At 43.2% G+C, this 20,319-nt stretch carries 10 protein-coding genes; 8 read left to right on the forward strand and 2 right to left on the reverse strand.

Annotation, left to right across the window (positions count from 1 at the left end; translation table 11 throughout):
* Nucleotides 1-61 precede the first annotated feature (61 nt).
* The 3 genes from I8748_RS30025 to I8748_RS30030 all read left to right on the forward strand — a co-directional run bounded on the left by I8748_RS30025 (nt 62) and on the right by I8748_RS30030 (nt 8,867).
* Nucleotides 62-1,747, forward strand: a complete 1,686-nt coding sequence (locus tag I8748_RS30025) for a M14 family metallopeptidase (protein WP_198128139.1) — start codon at nt 62-64, stop codon at nt 1,745-1,747.
* A 671-nt stretch (nt 1,748-2,418) separates the two neighbouring features.
* Complete coding sequence (locus I8748_RS34765) at nt 2,419-2,571, forward strand: hypothetical protein (protein ID WP_214662814.1); 153 nt, start codon at nt 2,419-2,421, stop codon at nt 2,569-2,571.
* A gap of 104 nt (nt 2,572-2,675) precedes the next feature.
* Nucleotides 2,676-8,867, forward strand: a complete 6,192-nt coding sequence (locus I8748_RS30030; RefSeq protein WP_198128140.1) for a calcium-binding protein — start codon at nt 2,676-2,678, stop codon at nt 8,865-8,867.
* A gap of 287 nt (nt 8,868-9,154) precedes the next feature.
* On the opposite strand, the gene I8748_RS30035 is transcribed toward I8748_RS30030, so the two are convergent.
* Both I8748_RS30035 and I8748_RS30040 read right to left on the reverse strand, forming a co-directional pair.
* Nucleotides 9,155-10,048: a 2OG-Fe(II) oxygenase gene (locus tag I8748_RS30035; protein WP_198128141.1), complete on the reverse strand. Its 894-nt coding sequence runs from the start codon at nt 10,046-10,048 to the stop codon at nt 9,155-9,157.
* A 322-nt stretch (nt 10,049-10,370) separates the two neighbouring features.
* The gene (locus I8748_RS30040; protein WP_198128142.1) at nt 10,371-11,048 is read right to left on the reverse strand and encodes a class I SAM-dependent methyltransferase; all 678 of its coding nucleotides are present in this window, start codon (nt 11,046-11,048) and stop codon (nt 10,371-10,373) included.
* Nucleotides 11,049-11,115: 67 nt separating this feature from the next.
* On the opposite strand from I8748_RS30040, the gene I8748_RS30045 reads away from it, so the two are divergent.
* From I8748_RS30045 to I8748_RS30065, 5 genes are all read left to right on the forward strand, one after another.
* Entirely contained in the window at nt 11,116-11,523 is a 408-nt protein-coding gene (locus tag I8748_RS30045; RefSeq protein WP_198128143.1) for a hypothetical protein, read from the forward strand.
* Nucleotides 11,524-11,999: 476 nt separating this feature from the next.
* The gene (locus I8748_RS30050) at nt 12,000-12,773 is read left to right on the forward strand and encodes a hypothetical protein (protein ID WP_198128161.1); all 774 of its coding nucleotides are present in this window, start codon (nt 12,000-12,002) and stop codon (nt 12,771-12,773) included.
* Between the two features lie 527 nt (nt 12,774-13,300).
* A complete protein-coding gene (locus tag I8748_RS30055) occupies nt 13,301-14,059 on the forward strand; it encodes a hypothetical protein (RefSeq protein ID WP_198128144.1) in 759 nt (252 codons plus the stop codon).
* Nucleotides 14,060-14,253: 194 nt separating this feature from the next.
* A complete protein-coding gene (locus I8748_RS30060) occupies nt 14,254-17,340 on the forward strand; it encodes a TIM-barrel domain-containing protein (protein WP_198128145.1) in 3,087 nt (1,028 codons plus the stop codon).
* 685 nt (nt 17,341-18,025) lie between these two features.
* Complete coding sequence (locus tag I8748_RS30065; protein WP_198128146.1) at nt 18,026-20,161, forward strand: multicopper oxidase family protein; 2,136 nt, start codon at nt 18,026-18,028, stop codon at nt 20,159-20,161.
* Nucleotides 20,162-20,319: the final 158 nt, after the last annotated feature.

Below are 20,319 nucleotides of genomic sequence, written 5' to 3' on the forward strand. Positions count from 1 at the left end.
TTGATTTATAGTGTAAACTGTTGATTCATTCCAAGCCCCATTTGCAAGCAGATATTCAGTTATGCCAAACGTTCGGTTTGATAAATACTACCGTTACGAAGACCTGACACACATTCTGCACAGTTATGCACAGGAATTCCCTCACTTAGTCCACATAGAAAGTATCGGCAAGAGTTACGAAAGTCGTGATATTTGGTTATTGACTGTTACTAACTTTGCTCTTTGTTCACATCAAGAAAAACCAGCCCTGTGGGTTGATGGCAATATCCACGCCACCGAACTAGCAGCGTCGAGTGCATTGCTGTACCTTCTGCAAACATTAGTTAAAGGCTACGGCACACATGCAGACATCACCCGTTGTTTAGACACCCGCACCTTCTACATTTGCCCTCGTGTCAACCCTGACGGTGCTGAATTGGCACTTGCAGAAAAACCAAAATTTATTCGTTCTAGCACCCGTCCCTATCCCTATGACGACGAACGCAACGATGGGTTAGTGATGGAAGATATAGATGGCGATGGTCGGATTTTATTGATGCGAATTCCTGATGCCAATGGTGCTTGGAAAATCTGTCCTACAGAACCTCGTTTATTAGTGCGTCGTGAACCGACAGAAATCGGTGGTCAATATTATCGCGTACTACCTGAAGGCAAGATAGAAAATTATGACGGTGTAGAAATTAAAATCCAACGTCCCAAAGAAGGACTAGACTTGAACCGCAATTTTCCAGGGTTGTGGCGGCAAGAATCACAGCAACCAGGAGCAGGATCTTATCCTTCATCGGAAACAGAAGTGCGATCGCTAGTCCAGTTTATTACAAATCATGCCAATATTACCGGCGCGATTACTTTTCACACCTTCAGCGGCGTTCTCATCCGCCCTTACACCCACCTCAGTGATGAAGAATTTCCTGTCAATGACCTCCGCACTTACCAGCGCATCGGTGAAAAAGGTACTGAACTTACCCAATACCCAGCCATCTCTGCATTCCATGAATTTCGCTATGATCCTAAAGATGCAATCACAGGTACATTTGATGATTGGGTTTATGAATATCAAGGTTTATTTGCCTGGACAGTAGAAATTTGGAGTCCTCAGCGACAAGCTGGAATTACTAACTATAAATACACAGACTGGCAACGAGAACATCCTTTAGAAGATGACCTCAAGCTGCTGCGCTGGAATGATGAACAACTTGCAGGCAAAGGTTATATAGACTGGTATGCCTTCGACCATCCCCAACTCGGTCAAGTCGAACTTGGCGGTTGGGATAGCATGTATGCTTGGACAAACCCACCCCCGGAATTTCTAGAGAAAGAAATAGCCCGCTTCCCCGACTGGGTAGTGTGGCATCTATTAATCTCTCCTCGTTTGGAAATTTACGAAGCCAGCATTCATAGCTTGGGTGATAATATGTATCGAGTGCGGCTAGTTGTACAAAATACAGGCTGGCTACCTACCTATATAACTCAAAAAGCCTTGGATAAAAAGTTGGTACGAGGTTGTATCTGTGAAATTGAATTGCCTGTTGGTGCAACTTTGGAAACAGGTAAGCTTATAGAAGATTTAGGTCAATTAGAAGGACGTGCCTACAAGCCTTCATCTCCCACTAGAAGGCAAAGTGACCCAACTAAAGATCGGGCGAAAGTCGAATGGATAATACGTGCTACTCTAGGTGGTACAGTTAAACTTTTAGCTCGTCATGAACGTGCTGGAGTTGTGCGTACTGAACTGATAATAGAGTGATGTTATCTGATCAAAATTTACAAGCTATTTCACATAGTTGACTGATGACTGATGACTGATGACTGATGACTGATGACTGATGACTGTCACCAGTTATCGGTCAACAACCCTATCTTTTAGTTACTGCTGCGTGTAACTTGCTTTATACAGTTTATCTCTCTTTACAGCAATTTTCAAATCAATAGACCATACCACTTCCTACTCCCTACTCCCTACTCCCAGCCCTAGCTGTGGTCTATGCATCTGAAAATGTCTGTAATATACCTCTTGCAAAAGTCCTTCTTCTAGCATTCTTCTTTACACCTACCCTGCGGGTTCCGCGTTAGCGGTGCAAGTCGGGAAACCGCAAGGGCGCACTGGCTCAACTTTGTGTGAGGCAAAAAAATATTTATGCAAGAATTCTAATCACTACGAATAGAGAAAAATACTATCCCCAACCTGAACCTGAAACGAAATCGCATTCCTGATTTTCTCTTTTAATTATAGTTGTTAAAAAAGTATTTAGTAACAAGATTTAGGGATTATTTTGTGCTGAAACTCACAAGCAAAGAAAAGTACCCTCAAGGGTAATATCACAGATAAATTTCACAATTTATGTTACATTACTAAGCGATCGCATTCATCGCCCTGAAAATAAGTAAACCCAAGCTCAGGAAGTAAATAAGTAAATAATGATGAAATTTAGACTGATCATCAGCTTCTTAAACTTGATTGGGCAGCACTTGCATTTGCGGACGACAATCGTTCAGCTAACAGAATTGACATCAATACATCGGACTTGGAATTACCTCACAGAAAGTCAGCAAACAGCTGTCCCACCCTAGAAAGGGATAGCTTTCCTGGCGACTTGGAACATTGGACATGAATCTCTGTTCCCAATTCGCCACACTTTGTCCTGGCATAAACATCTAACAAAGGAAAAACATCTGTGGCTAATTTTATTTACGGTACATCTGGCAATGATACACTCGCTGGTACTGTTATCAATGACTATATTTACGCTGGAGGAGGTAACGACTCAGTTAATGGTGGTGCTGGTAACGATAGTCTTGATGGCGATACTGGCAATGACACCCTAAATGGTGGTGATGGCGATGACTCAATTGAAGCCAGTGATAGCTATGGCACCGTGAATGTCGAACAAATCGATGGTGGGCAAGGCTATGACTACCTGAGACTTGATAATTCCGCTGCCACTAGCAACTTAACTGTCACCTACACCAACTCCACAAATGGTACAGTTTCCAATGGCACTACCTTTAAAAACATAGAAAGTCTCAGGCTAGAAACAGGTAGCGGTAACGACACCATTAATGTCACTTATGTGGGTGATGCCAACATAGATGGCAATGATGGCAATGATTCCATCACCACAGGCAATGGTAGTGATTACCTTTATGGAGGTAGTGGCAATGACACCCTCAACGCTGGTGCTGGTAACGATACCCTTGGCAATAGCCTTTTTGGTGAGGCTGGTGATGATGTCTTCAATGCAGGTGATGGCGATGACACAATTTACGCTAGTGATGGCAGTTTGAACATCGAAAAAATCGACGGTGGGCAAGGCTTTGATTCTCTAGACTGGGATATTTCCGATGCCACTAGTAACTTAACTGTCACCTACACCAACTCCACAAATGGCACTATCTCTAATGGTTCTACCTTTAAAAATATCGAAAGTCTAGAACTAGCAACTGGTAGCGGCAATGACACAATTAATGTTACTGCTGCGGGTAATGCAAACATTACTGGCAATGACGGTAATGACTCCATCACCACAGGCAATGGTACAGATACCCTAGATGGTGGTAATGGTAATGATACCCTCAACGCTGGCGCTGGTAATGATAACCTTTATGGTGGTGCAGGCAATGACATCCTCAACGCTGGTGATGGCGATGACACAATTTACGCCAGTGATGGCAGTTTGAACATCGAAAAAATCGACGGTGGGCAAGGCTTTGATTCTCTAGACTGGGATATTTCTGATGCCACTAGTAACTTAACTGTCACCTACACCAACTCCACAAATGGCACCATTTCTAATGGTTCTACCTTCAAAAATATCGAAAGTCTCAGCCTAGAAACTGGTAGCGGCAACGACACCATTAATGTCACAGCTGCGGGTAATGCAGACATTAATGGTAATGACGGTAATGACTCTATCACCACGGGCAATGGTTACGATACCCTAGATGGTGGTAATGGCAATGACACCCTCAACGCTGGCGCTGGTAACGATAGACTTTCTGATGGTGCGGGAAATGACATCCTCAACGCTGGTGATGGCGATGACAATATTTACATCAATGTAGGTAGTGCGGGAGTCGAAAAAATTGACGGTGGGCAAGGCTATGACTACCTAGAGTTAGATATAGGCGATCTCACTAGCAACTTAACTATCACCTACACCAGCCTGGCAAGTGGCACAGTTTCTAATGGTACTACCTTTAAAAATATCGAAAGCCTAAAACTAGTAAGTGGTACCGGCAACGACACCATTAATGTCACAGCTGCGGGTAATGCAAACGTTGCTGGCAATGACGGTAATGACTCCATCACTACAGGCAATGGTAGGGATACCCTTTATGGAGGTAGTGGCAATGACAGCCTCAACGCTGGTGCTGGTAATGATATCCTTGGCGATAGCTATTATGGCGAAGCTGGTAATGATGTCTTTAATGCAGGTGACGGCGATGATAGCATTTACGCCAGTGATGGCAGTTTGAATGTCGAACAAATCGATGGTGGACAAGGCTATGACTACCTGAAACTTGATAATTCTGATGCCACTAGCAACTTAACTGTCACCTACACCAACTCCACAAATGGCACAGTTTCCAATGGCACTACCTTTAAAAACATAGAAAGTCTCAGGCTAGAAACAGGTAGCGGTAACGACACCATTAATGTCACTTATGTGGGTGATGCCAACATAGATGGCAATGATGGCAATGATTCCATCACCACAGGCAATGGTAGTGATTACCTTTATGGAGATAGTGGTAATGACACCCTCAACGCTGGTGCTGGTAACGATACCCTTGGCAATAGCATTTTTGGCGAGGCTGGTAATGATGTCCTAAATGGTGGTGATGGCGATGACTCAATTTACGCCAGTGATATCTATGGCACCGTGAATGTCGAACAAATCGATGGTGGGCAAGGCTTTGACTACCTGAGTTTAGATAATTCTGCTGCCACTAGTAACTTAACTGTCACCTACACCAACTCCACAAATGGCACAGTCTCTAATGGCACTACCTTTAAAAATATTGAAAGTCTCAAGCTAGAAACTGGCAGCGGTAACGACACCATTAATGTCACTGCTGCAGGTAATGCTGACATTACTGGCAATGGCGGCAATGATTCCATTACTACAGGAAATGGTAACGATAACCTTAGTGGTGGTGATGGCAATGACACTCTCAACGCTGGCGCTGGTAATGATTACCTTTATGGTGGTGATGAAAATGACAGCCTCAACGCTGGCGCTGGCAACGATTTCCTGAATGGCGGTGATGGCAATGATGTCATCAATGGTGGTGATGGAGATGACCAAATTGACTATGGTGGGATTTTAGCATCCCCAGGAGTAGACACCATCGATGGTGGGCTGGGTAATGACAGTTTGGATATTGATTTTTCCTTCAATAGTAACAACTTCACCATCACTTACACCAACACAGCATCGGGAAGCATCTCCAACGGCACAACTTTTAAAAATATAGAAAGTTTGACTGTAGAAACCTATACTGGCAACGACACAATCAACCTCAGTGCAGCTACTTATGCTAATGTACAGACCAACGCTGGCAATGACTCTATTATCACCGGTGGCGGCAACGATTATCTCGAAGGAGGTAATGGCAACGACACCCTCACTAGTGGGGCTGGTGATGACTATATTTCTGATGGGTATGGTGTAGACACAATAGTTGCTGGTACAGGTAATGACCGTTTGGATTTGGACATTTCCTCCGCCACTAGCGATTTAACTGTCACTTACACTAGTACTACCAGTGGCACAGTGTCCAACGGCACAACATTTCGGGATATTGACCGTTTGTACTTAACAACAGGTATTGGCAACGACAACATTAATGTGACTGCTGCCAATTTTGCCTCTGTTAATGGTGGTGTTGGTAATGACACTATCACCACTGGCATCGGCGATGATAGCTTGACTGGGGATGATGGTAACGATAGCCTTAATAGCGGTGCTGGAGATGACAACCTTTCTGGTGGTTATGGTAACGATACCCTAAATGCTAGGGCTGGTAATGACAACCTTTCTGGTGGTGATGGGAATGATAGCCTCAGTGGTGGGGCTGGCAATGACTCGCTTTATGACGGTTCAGGAGTAGACACAATTAGCGGGGGTTCTGGCTATGACTATCTCAATTTAGATTTTTCCAATTACATTGTGCCATTAACCGTTACCTACACCAACTCCACAAATGGTACAGTTTCTACTGGCACTAACTTTAGAGAAATTGAAAGCCTGGAACTACAAGCCGGTAGCGCCAGCGACATTATCAACGTGACTGCGGCAGTTGCAGAAATTTATGGTGGTTACGGTAATGACTCAATTACCACAGGTGCAGGTAACGATACGATCTATGGTGGTACGTCCTCTGTTACTGGTTATGGTAATGACACCATCAATGCTGGTGCTGGCAATGACTATATTTATGATGGTCAAGGTGGAGTAGACAGTATCGATGGTGGTGCTGGTTTTGACTTTTTACAATTAGACTTGTCTAATTACATTGTCTCTCTCACCGTCAACTACACCAACACCACAAATGGTACTATTTCTAATGGCACTACCCTCAAAAACATTGAAAGCTTAAAGTTGTATACAGGTGATGCCAGCGACGTTATCAATGTTTCTGCTGCGGCAGTCGCAGAAATTTATGGTGGTTACGGTAACGACTCGATTACTACGGGTGCAGGTAACGATACGATCTATGGTGGTACGTTGTTTGACGGTTATGGTAATGATACCATCAACGCTGGGGCTGGCAATGACTATATCTATGATGGTGAAGCTGGAGGAGTAGACAGCATCGATGGTGGCGCTGGCTATGACTACCTAAGTTTAAATTTGTCAGATTACATTGTTCCCCTCACCGTCACCTATACCACCTCGACAAATGGTACAGTTTCCAATGGCAGTACCTTTCAAAATATCGAAAGTCTCAGCTTGACAACAGGTAGTGCCAGTGACAGTATTAACGTGACTGCGGCGGTTGCATATGTAGATGCTGGTTACGGTAACGACTCAATTACCACTGGTGCAGGTAACGATACTCTCTATGGTGGTGATGGTAATGATACCCTCAGTGCTGGTGCTGGAGATGACACGATTTACGGTGGTGGGGGAATAGACAGCATTGCTGGTGGCGCTGGCTATGACTACTTAAATTTGGATTTGTCTAATTACATTGTCCCCGTGACTGTCACTTACACAGACACTACAAATGGTACAGTTTCTAATGGCACGACTTTTAAAGAAATAGAAAGTCTCAGCCTGACAACAGGTAGTGCCAGCGATACTATCAACGTAACTGCGGCGGTTGCCTCTGTCAGCGGCGGTTACGGTAACGACTCAATTACTACAGGTGCTGGTAACGATAGTCTCTATGGTGGTGATGGTAATGATACTATCAGTGCTGGTGCTGGGGATGATACGATTGATGGCGGTGCAGGAGTAGACAGCATCGCTGGTGGCACTGGCTATGACTATCTGAGTTTGGATTTGTCTAATTACATTGTCCCCTTGACTGTCACTTACACAAATACTAGCAGTGGTACAGTTTCCAATGGCACGACTTTTAAAGAAATAGAAAGTCTCAACTTGACAACAGGTAGTGCCAGCGACAGTATTAATGTGACTGCTGCGGTTGCCTATGTCAGCGGCGGTTACGGTAACGACTCAATTACTACAGGTGCTGGTAACGATAGTCTCTATGGTGGTGACGGTAACGACACTCTCAATGCTGGGGCTGGCAATGACTATATTGATGAAGGTGCAGGAGTCAATACTATTGATGGTGGTACTGGTTCTGACTACCTGAAATTAAATTTGTCTAATTATATTGCCTCCCTCACTGTCACCTACACCAGCCTGACAAATGGCACTGTTTCCAATGGCACGACTTTTAAAAACATTGAAGGTCTGGAGTTGAACACAGGTAATGCTAACGACACTATTAATGTGAGTGCTGCGAGTTATGCCGTAATTGATGGTGGTGATGGTAATGATGCGATTACTTCTGGTGTAGGTGATGATACACTTTATGGCGGTTATGGTAACGACTCGATTACTTCTGGTCTAGGTGACGATACAGTCTATGGTGGTCTAGGTAATGACACCATCAATGCTGGGGATGGGGATGACTCAATTTATGATGGTGCTGGAGTAGATAATATTAATGGTGGTTCTGGTGCAGACTACCTGAATTTGGATCTTTCCTATGCCACCACAAACTTAAACGTCTCCTACACTAGCACCACCAATGGAACAGTTTCCAATGGCATAAAATTTCAAAATATTGAAAGTCTTGCATTATCTACAGGCACTGGCAACGACGTGATTAATGTAACTGCTGGGGTTGCCTATGTTGAAGGTAATAGCGGTAATGACTCAATTACCACCGGTGCTGGTAACGATACACTCTACGGCAATTTTGATAATGATACTCTCAATGGAGGTGATGGCGATGATATCTTGTACGGTGGATATGGTTCTGATTCTTTAATTGGTGGTGCCGGTGACGATGTTTTGGTTGGTGAATTTGGCTATGATACCTTAACTGGCGGTGCTGGTAATGACTACTTTGTTTACTCAGAGTTTACCGAATATAGGGATACAATTACCGACTTTAATACGAGTGCTGATGCGATTGTACTAACATCTTTGTTGCAAAATGCAGGTTATGTTGGTAGTGATGCGATCGCAGATGGATACGTAAAATGGATACAGTCAGGTACAAATACTCTTGTCCAAATTGACGTTGATGGTTCAGCAGGTACTTCAGAAGGTTTTGGTACTTTAGTAACTTTGAATAACATCACTGCTACTAACGTCACTGCTAGCAACTTCGTGTTCTAATTCTCAATTTATCTTGCAGCAGCCTTTTTAACCTCAATTCCTAACTAATGTCTAAGTCAGAGAATACCTCTCTGGCTTTTTACATTTTTTGAGTTCAACAAGTTGTTTTGACCTCTCCCTACCCCTCTCCTCGCAGGAGAGGGGAGTAATAAGCTAATGTGCATCCAAGTTGCAAAATCACGCTTTTAAGACTGTCATTAGTCATTAGTCAAAAGTATTTACAAAGGACTTTGGACTAATGACAAAGGACAACCACTAGGATATTTTCAAATACAAAATATTTCAATTTATTTCAGATTTTTTTGCCAAAAAAGACACTGCTGCTGTTGCTCAGAAAGGTTTTGAGATAGTAAAACTAAATCTTTATGTGGCAGAGTAAAATTGATATAATTTAAATCTTGTTTTCGTCTGGAAGTGTAATCAAAAAAGATAGTATATCTATCTGAAGCTTCAGGTGGCTTGCCTCTGTGGAAAATATTACCAGTAGAAGCAAAAACTACTGTCCCAGAATTCCCTATGCATGATCTGTAATGAGTTGGTGATATAACTTTTTGCATAGTGCTGTTTTTAATATAACCATAAGTATATTTGAGAGATTGAGCTACTTTTGCAGTTAAAGGTTGGGGAATATATTGAAACGGGCCTTCGCTTTCACCAATATCATTCAAATAAACTATAATTTTTAATACTTTCCGGTCTTCTGGATCTATATGCCAAAGCCTAGAACCTATTTCTAATTTATTAGCGATATCTCTACGAAAATATGCACCATGATATGCTATTGGTAGTTCGATATAATGTTCTACTATATTCAGTAAACGTTGTTCTAATCCCCACAAAAAAATTTGGGGATGTTCCATCAATTGCGGGGAAGTAGCATGAATAACAAATTGATTTTTTTCAATAGAGTTATTGGCAGCCATTTTTACCATTAGGTTTTTTGCTGAATCAATAAGTTGTAAACTAGATAAAATACCTAAATCATCTAATGAAGTAATTACAACTCCTTCATTTTTAATTTTCTCAACTAATTTCAGGTCGTCTTGGGAAATAGTCGGCAGGTAGTTTTTATGATTTTCCACTGCTATTTGATATGCAATATCAGCTTGATGTTGCACAAATGGGATTTGATTAATTTTTTTGATAACTCTTCTTCGTATTTTTTGCCAGACCATATGCATACATTTATTCTTTGCTCCACATATTATGTATTTAGATAACTGGAAAATATCAATTTTTTAGAAGCTATTCATAATTGAATGTAGCTGAATTTACTCCCAAAATTAGGCTTGTTTTGTCACTTAATCAAGATAGTTAATTGACTTTTAAAAAAAATCTTACTTGAGTTATATTTTTATTAAAAAATACTTATAACTCTGTTGTTTATAAAACTTATTGCCAAAAATATTTGAAATAAAAAGGTTGAGAACTATGCTTTTGACATCACCTGATTCTCAATCCTTTTTTGTATTACTTTCAAAAGTAACTATTTATATTACTCAGTTATAGTATGTCTTCAGTTCGCTTGAGTGCTAAAGTCAGCCCATCTCCAATAGGCACAAGAGACAGCGTTACCCGGTCATCATCATGTAACTTTTTGTTAAGCGCACGGATAGCTTGGGTACTTTCGTCTTGAATTTGGGGATTGGCAACTCGTCCAGACAATAAGACATTATCAATAGCAATCAATCCACCCGGACGCAATAGTTGCAGCGATCGCTCATAATAGCCATCATAATTTTCTTTATCAGCATCGATAAAGGCAAAATCAAACGTCCCAGCTTGACCATCTGCCAATAGTGCATCTAAAGTTTCCAAGGCTGGTGCTAATCGCAGGTCTATTTTATCGGCAACCCCTGCTTGCTGCCAATATTGCCGAGCGATCGCAGTAAATTCTTCACTGACATCACAAGCAACAATCTTGCCATCAGCGGGTAACGCCAAAGCTACAGAAAGGGAACTATAACCAGTAAATACCCCAAGTTCCAAGGTTTTTTTCGCACCTAAAAGTTGCACTAACAATCTCATAAACTGTCCTTGTTCCGGTGAAATCTGCATTCTGGCGCGAGGATGACTAGCAGTTTCTTGGCGCAACCTCCAAAGGATCTCCGGTTCCCGCACAGAAGTAGATAAAAGGTAGTCGTAAAGCTGAGAATCAAGATTAATCGTCTGTGATGACATAGCTGATTAGAGAATTGAACACATCTACCGCTATACTATCGCTGGAGAGTGAAATATCGGAAATAACATGGTGCGGCTCGTTTTTACAGCAATTTTGCTGGTACTATTGACAGCTTGTGGCAGTATTGGACTACTACCGACTAGCCAGTTAGTGCAAAAAGCGATCGCACTTCAGTTATCGCTAACCCAACAGCAACTCAGCCAACAAGTAAATCTAGACTTTCGAGGATTGGAAATCAAACGGCTAGCAATTACCCAAGAACAACCTCTAACCATTGAAAATTTACCCGCTTTCCGTGTTCGCGGAAATTATGACTTAATTGTCAAGCTACCTCAAAGACAGTTGACGCAACCGCAACAACCATTCGACCTTTACCTGCAAATTCAGCAAGAAGGTAAAACTTGGCGCTTGCTACTTCCAGATAAAGGTAGTAAAGATAATCAACGTATCTGGCGTAGCTATATGATTGAATAAGGGACTGATAGAATTTTGGATTTTGGATTTTGGATTTTGGATTGCAGAAAAGTTATTGAATAAGCTTTTGGGTATTCTATCTGTCACAATCATTGATAACACAAATAAAAAATATTCCATTGTAATTTTTCATCTCTAAGAGGATGTTTGGAAAGTAGAAAAGTATACTAAGAACCCCACTTCCATTCCTCTCCCCCACAGGGAGAGAGGCTTTGAAAGCCCCATTCCCTCGTAGGGAAGGGGGTAGGGGGGTTAGGTTTTTTAGGCTTTGATGTTAGCAATAATACTTTTCAAACAACCTCTAAGAGTCACCAGTCATCAGTTATAGTCTTCAATCAACAACTTCAAGCGGGATAATTGGTTTTTGAAATTTCCCCAACTAGGATGTGCAACTAGAAAAAGCATCACAACCATTTCCGTATAAATAAAGACAGCTAGTCATGATCGAGGTGATAGTTTCACCGGAGGTAGGTAATATGTATTTCAGCCTATTGATCAGTTCCGTGACGGGAATTGTAGTTGTAGTGCTACTAGCTTTTGGATTATTGCAATGGTTGCACATACCCGCAGGTAACTTTCTTGACTGGGTAATTGGTGGTGCAAGTTTTTGGTGGTTATTGGTGATTGTAACTGTACCTTGGAATGTGCATTTTCAAGCCAAAGAAGTGTTAGCAGAAGCAGCACAGTCGGCTGAGAAAGGCATTCCTGTAGATGAAAAACAAGTAAAATATGTCAATTTGTTGGCAAAGCGATCGCTCTGGGTTGCCATTGCCTTACACTTATTTTCAGCCGTTGGACTTTATACCCTCGCTGCCACTGGTATTAGTGCTGTAGGATATATTAGTTCTGGTGCAGCTTTGTTGTTAACCGTTTTACGTCCAGCTATCCGTGCTTACGAATATTTATATGCACGGTTGACAATGATTCGTACTGAATGGAAATATCCCCGTGAAGATATTGTAGAACTGCGCGATCGCTTCAATTCTTTAGAAGAGAAAGTCCGGCAAATAGAAGACCAACTTAATCCAGAACAACCTTATTCTTTAACTGCAACTCAACAACGTTTTAGCGAAGAAACTCGCCGAGAATTAGCTAAGATTACCGCAAGTTTAGAAGAATTACGAGCTACAAATCAAAGCGAACATGAACGTTTGGGGAGAGAAGCAAAAAATGCGATCGCCCAACTTTCCACCGACGGACAATTTCTCGATCATGTCCGCGAAATTATTCGATTCTTTAAAACAGCGTGAAGAGTTCCCTGTTCCTTTTTTGTTACCTTCGGCAGAGAATAATCTCAAACCCCTATTTTTACGTCTCTTTTCAACCAAAAACAGTGAATTAAAAACTTAGTAAAATTTTTTTACAATTCGGAATCTAAAGTCCTTATACATCAGGCGGATAAACACTGAAACAACCGCAAGCTGCACTGAGGATAAAAACCAGAGTCAACTCAGAATCAAAGCTAATTATAATATCATCTTTCCGGCAAGTTTGAACCTACACTCTGATATACGTCTGGTATATAGCAGTTAGGCACTTATTAAATTAATCTTAAATGTTTGCTTAACTGTCTTAACTGTCTTAACTGTCCTTGCATTTGCATAAAAAATGTAATAACGTGTTGAACAGAGTTTTCAGTAATGCCCGCTAGGGCGTGTCATCAATTAGCTTCGGTGGAGCAAGTGCCACCGACAGTTCGTATTCAAACAGTAAGTAAATGCTTTTAACTGCTTTGTTTGCTGTGAGTAGATTTTGTCGAGCAGAGAAGAAGTAAACCATGACAAGCACGCTGGCATATAACGTGGAAAAGCAGTTAAGCTTTTCCGGTTCGCACATAGATGCAAAATACGTTGAAAATGTGAATAATTATTACATTAACAACGAAACCATTGTAATCAACCCCCACATGTGGGATGTATCCGTTGGCCAGCCCGTTAGAAATATTATTCCTGCTTTCTCCTCAACTATCCTTAAAGACATAACCATTGAGAAGGCTCAAGCACTGATATTGATCGAAGTCAAAGACACCACCAATATCGGGAATATTATTTTGGAACAGGGTTGGTTTCTATTAGGCGATACTATTGAAGATTCGCCTAGTAATGGCAATACAAGCGAATTACCTTACCCCAAGAATACACCTCTATGGAAATCGCCACAAGATGACGCGGGTATTGTAGAGATTGACCCGTATTACATGACAAGGCAAGCACAGACGCCAGGTCAAAAGCAAAGCTTTGTCGTTAAACTCAACTTATGGTTTGCCCCCTCACACACCAATTGTTTCATACACAACAAGCATGACTTTATCGAAATCCACACAGAGATATTCGGTACTGGCAGAATGCAGAAGTTCAAAGCTCAAGATTATGGCACTCTCTACGAAGACATGTTGATGAGTCCAGGCTTCACAACTGTTGTGCCATTTTGTCAAGTTGAAGAAAACAACCAATACATTTATCCGTGGCATCAATATTACGCAGATACAGATTGCATTTGGATGGCAATAGAATATCACCCGTTGGCTAAAGCTTAAACTCAGTAACTTGATTGAGGGAGATTGCTTTCCTAATTTTGACATGGCGATCGCTAACACCAAGCAAATCTTTTGTCCTTGGCTCCCACAGATTACACAAATTAATCTTGAGAGTCCAAGGTAGAAATTTCAGCTAGATTTACCTCAGTTAGTCTTGCAGACAAATTCCTTTAATATCACGAGAGGTTTACTATATGTCAGGGCCAATTTTATCTGATGTCTACAAGTTCGTTACAGTCGAAGAATATTTCAACAACATCAAAAGCTGGCAAACTCTTAAGAAAGCCTCTTCTTATCAATACATAGACCAAGAACAAACACTCATACTTGAGTTTCAAAACAGCAATGGCAATACCTGTGCCATGCTGCTTCAGTTCGTTCAGAATGATACCTTCCGGGTTCGTTTCAACCCCAAAAAACGCAAAGAAGATTACAGCAATAACAACACTCGTGCGTTAGTCCAAAACACCTTCACTGAGTTAAAGGACGCAGCACAGCAGGGAGATGAAGAGTTTTATATAGATTACGAAGACAAAGGTGGTTACGGCTGCATACTAACTACAAAAAAGCAGCAAAATAATGAAGCTATCATGCAGGTAGTAGTTACCACAGATCCATTCCAAATTAATGTGATTAACTGTGAACCGGACGGCACTACCTTTAAAGTATGGGAGACATCACTACCTGGGATATTGTACACTCCCAACGGCAATGACGATTATGCCATTATCCAGTCTGTGGATAAACCTGCACCAGCCAAATATATTGGCTTTGGCGAACAAGGTGGTAAATCACTATGCCGCAATAGTGGGCAACTAAACTATTTCAATTTCGATAACATGCGGTACCGGCAGGTCTATAATTACGGCCCCTTAGACGGACGGGAACCGCTTTACCACTCAGAACCGTTTTTCATTGAATTTAACGGTGTTCCTGAAAAAGATTGCGTCACTGGCATATACGTTGACAACCGCGGTCAAGTCCTGATGGATATTGGCTACCAGAACTCCAGTCACTATCTGGTTGGTACTCGCTTCGGCGACCTTGACTATTATTTCTTCATGGCAGACACTCCAGCAGAGTTGATAGAGAGCTTTACTGAGATTGTCGGGCGATCGCGGCTAAAACCCAGATGGGCTTTAGGATATCACCAAGGATGCTATGGATATGAAGACCGGGGCGCTTTGGAATGGACTGTTCGCAAGCATCGTGACTACCAAATTCCCCTCGACGGTCTCCATGTGGATGTAGACGTACAGGATAACTATCACACCTTCACCATTAATACACAGAAGTTTCCTGATCCCAAAGGCATGTTTGCCACTTTAAAAGCGCAGGGTGTGAAGTGTAGCACGAACATTACCCCAATTATTAGCAGCAACCAGAAAACGCCATACAAATCCTACACCGAAGGTATAGAAAAGGGCTATTTTGTCAAAGATAAGCGCTTCTTCGGTGATCTCAATCTGAGCAACCCTGAAGACCTGAACAAAGGTTACAGCTACCAGAATTACGATCCACCTGGACAGCAAAGCGTTTTCTTCGCACACGACCCAGAACACAACGCCAATACGGGCAATCCTTATATTGGGGAAGTTTACTACGGAAATGACCGACATACAGGTCTAGAAATGGGTACCCCCGGTCATTACCCCGATTTAGGACGGCAAGAAGTGCGTGATTGGTGGGGTAAGCAATATCAATATCTCTATGATATGGGACTGGAAATGGTTTGGCAGGACATGACAACACCTGCGATCCGTTCTCGTCGTGGGGATATGCGGGGCTTCCCCTTCCGATTGTTGGTTACTGACGACTCTATTGTGGGAGAACAACCCAAGCTGACGCCAGCCATTAAGGTGTGGAACTTGTATTCATACAATCTCCACAAAGCGACCTACTACGGCCTCAACAGCCTTGTCTACTCAGACCAGTCAGATAAACCAGGACAGCGCCGCAAGGATCGTAACTTCATCGTCGGGCGCGGTAGTTTCACCGGCGCACACCGCTTTGCCGCATTGTGGACAGGGGACAACTCTTCGACCTGGGATTTCTTGAAGATGAACGTGTCTCAAGTGATGTCACTTGGTATGACTGGCGTTACCATCTGCGGACAAGATGTCGGCGGCTTTGAACAAGAGAACGACCAACAACGCTGGGTCGGCCCAGAACTGTTTATCCGTTGGGTTGCTGCGGGAGCTTTCCTACCCTGGTTCCGCAACCATTACATGCGTAAGGGACGGAAAGAGTTCCAAGAAATCTTCATGTACGAAGAATGGTTTAAGCAAAATTGGGGTGGTAACCTACCAGAACCGCAATATCTGTACCGCGCAGTTTTACCTGCCTGTAAGTATTACATTGAATTGCGGTATCGCCTGCTTCAGGTCTTCTATGATGCCATGTTTGAGAACACCTATGATGGGTTGCCCATCTGCCGCCCGATGTTCCTCAACGACCCGCAAGACAAGGCGCTCTACAACGACAAAATCGCCTTCCTTGATGACCAGTTCTTTGTCCGCCACGATATCCTCGTCGCTCCAGTTCTAGATCCGCAGTCAGCTAGTAACGGCTACGGCAAACGCGATATTTATCTACCCGCTGGCAGCAACTGGTATACTTTTAAAGACAACAAACAGCCCCTTGATGCTCCTGTCGATGGTGGGACTACTATCCGCGGTTTTGATGCTAGTCTCAGTGGCGACCCCAAACACATTCCCTTTATCGTTCCCATCTACGTGCGAGCAGGTGCTATCATACCCACTATAGAGGTTGAACAATATGTCGGAGAGCGGAACAGCAAAGGTTTGCTCAATCCCATCACGCTGAATATCTATCCCGGTGAAAGTGGTCAATACACCATGTACTTGGATGATGGCGTCAGCCGTGCTTCTGAACCCAAGGAGTCAGCTATATACGATAATGATGACCTGGCTAACAGTGAATATCGTGAGGTACTAATTACCCACAACAAAACTGGTTCAACACGCCAGATTATCGTAGAGCGTAAACATGACAACTATCAGCCCAAAGAAGACTTTTTCTTCGTAGCGATCCTGCACGATCCGTCTGAAACCACAGGCAATTCAGGCGCATTGAAGAAGATCACACTAAACGGGCAAGAGGTTGGTTTAATTTCAGGCGGCAACCCTGATGATCGGGCGCATAGGCTAAGCGGTTCAAAAAGCAATGCCTGGTACTACAACGAAAACATCAGAATCAGTTTCGTTAAGGTGTTTGATAACAGTTCCTCGATCAAAATACAGGCAGAATACAATGCGTGAACTACCTACGCTAACCCTTAATCGGGTATAGCGTGGGCTTGCTGCCCAACAGATAGGGTACTAGCAAATTTCCTGCATCCTGTATTAACTCCCCAAGAATGGGAATGGTTACAGGAGTATGAACCAGTCACAGAACTAGTAGCTGTCTAATTATTCTCACACATGCGATCGCACTCTTATCTATAACCAGTGCGATCGCTATTTTGTCTTTTTATTCACCAATTACAAATACTAATGTTAATAAACAATAAGGCTTTCTTTTCAGAAAGTTAAAATCAGTTGACACACATCTATCCCAAGATATAAGTTTTACATAGCCTAAAAAGATTGATAATTGATGGTTCTTAACAAAAGGAGAACTACGCTCCCACAGAGTATTATCTCTGTCAGTCAATAGGCATACATTCTGAGATTTCAGTAGAGCGAAAATTTTTGTAAGTTGACGAAATATTAAGGGTTTGCAGCGACTATTCTGGAACTGGTCAGAGCGATCGCCTGCCTCACCAGGAGAACTCATCTACAAACCTATTGCTTTTTAAGCAGATGATATGGTCATTCTGGCGGATTGTATACGCTCGCTCAAATGTACGGTTACTAAGGCTTTGAGAAATCTTTTCGATCTACTGAAGTCATATGAAGTTGATGGTTAAAGTTCAATTCACAGTTACAAAAAGATTTATAAGAAATGGTCAAAACATCTGAGTGCAACTATCATTATCCGGGTTTAATTCGAGCCTGGACAATGGTTGCTTTTGCGGCTTTTATATCGGTACTGATGATGACGTTCTCAGCGCCATCTGTACAAGCAGCGCCAGCAGCAAACGTCGTGGAAAATCTGCCGCCAGCAGAAAGCGTCGTGGAAAATCGGCGCATCTTGGAAAATCCGCCGGTGTTGGAACTCCGCAACAAACCCACCTTAACAACTCCACGCCTGGGTAAACCGACAACAAGACCGGATGCCAAGGTCGAGAAAGAGTTCGATCTCAACATTGTCTATACCCCTAGCAAACTCTACAATCCAGCAACCCAGCGCGATGACAATGTGCAGTTGCGTAGTTATGTTGGCACCGGTACTAGTCCAGACACGCCATATGTCGCGCCGACCATTGAGGCCAAACCAGGCGACACTGTGCGAATCAACCTTAACAACCAACTGCCAGTTGATGATCCTAGTTGTAAAGAAGGCGATGAGAACAATCCTCATTGCTTCAACAACACGAATTTGCATTCACACGGCTTGTGGGTCAGTCCCAGCGGCAATAGTGATAATGTGCTGGTGTCGATCAAGCCCAATGAGCGCTTCACATATGAATACAACATTCCACCTGACCATCCGGCTGGCACCTTTTGGTATCACCCCCATCTACATGGCTCAACAGCACTTCAAGTAGCAAGTGGCATGGCTGGTGCTTTGATCGTGCGCGGCGATCGCCTGCCTAGCGAAAGTGCTAACGGCGACATCGACACCTTGCTCAAAGGAGCCGACATCAAAGAAAGAGTCTTGGTGCTACAACAAATTCCATATGACTGCGGACAAGACAGCAGCGGAAATGTTATCTGGGCTTGTGAGCCAAATCAAATTGGTGACATTGAGTCTTACAATGGCTTCGGCCCCACCGGCCCCAACTCCTGGACTGGATCTGGGCGTTACACAAGCATTAATGGGTTGATTCTGCCTACCTTCCTCGCTAAGTCCGGCGAAATTGAACGTTGGCGGATGATTCATGCAGGCCTGCGCGAAACCATCAGCCTAGAGTTTCACAAGTTGAAAAAGAACGCGCCCAATGTTAACACGTTGAGAGCCGCTGATGCCGACCGTTACATCGGCGAAAATTGTACGGGCGATTCCATCAAGTACCACATCATCGCCGACGACGGACTGACCAGATCCCAGGCATGGCAAACTACCTTGACCACCTTGCAGCCTGGCTACCGCAATGATGCGTTAGTGGTTTTCCCCGAACCAGGTCGTTACTGTGTGGTCGATACATCTGCCCCAGCTTCGGGAAGTGTCACCAGGAATGCGGAGAGCCGACAACTACTGGGTATAGTCATAGCTGAGGGCGACACAGTAGTTCCCGACATCCACGATTATCTCACGGAAAAACTCATCAACGCCGCCTATTTCAGGCTGCCAGTGCCAGGTCAGCTCCGAGACGCGATTATAGATGATTTAGAAAGCGGGCTAAAGCTAACTGCCTTTATACCTCACCCTGATATCCAAGACAAAGAGCTCACTGGAAAGCAGGAACTGGCTTTCTTCATCAACGTATATAGCACTCCGGCCCAGTTTGAGGTCAGCAACGTTATAGGCCCGAATTTCGCTTTCAAGCCCTATGATTTCAATCGCATAGACCGGGAACTGACCCTAGGCGGCGCCGATGAATGGACTTTGGAGTCGTACTTCGTCGGCCATCCGTTCCACATCCATGTGAATCCTTTCCAGATCGTCAAAATCCTCGACCCAAACGGTAATGATATCAGTTTATCGAATGCGATAGATAATCCCGATGGTAAATGCGAGCGCGACCCGAAAGATCCTAAAACACCCAAGTGCGATCCGCAGTATCCAGGGCTAAGAGGCGTATGGAAAGATACCCTCTGGGTAAAAAGTCTGATTTCAAATCCGCCGCCACAGCTAAGTGACCTACCACCGAAAACAGGACTTTACACCATCGTCGTACGCACCCGTTACGAGCGTTATCCTGGCGAATTTGTGCTGCACTGCCATATTCTCGACCATGAAGACCAAGGCATGATGCAGAATGTCAGTATTGTTATCCCGAATGGTGAGGGCAAAAACACTGCCAATCAACATTAAATAGTTGTTTCACACATAACTGGATGAGCAGGTGTGGGGAATTAAGAAGATGTTGAACTCCTTGACGCAACTAAAATTTAATTGTCTTAAACCCTACACCCTCTTCAGCCACCCCCAACACCCTGCCAAAAGCGAGGTTTCAGCTTCTTCTTCAAAGA

The sequence above is a fragment of the Amazonocrinis nigriterrae CENA67 genome, assembly GCF_016056305.1.
Taxonomy (GTDB): Bacteria; Cyanobacteriota; Cyanobacteriia; order Cyanobacteriales; family Nostocaceae; genus Amazonocrinis; species Amazonocrinis nigriterrae.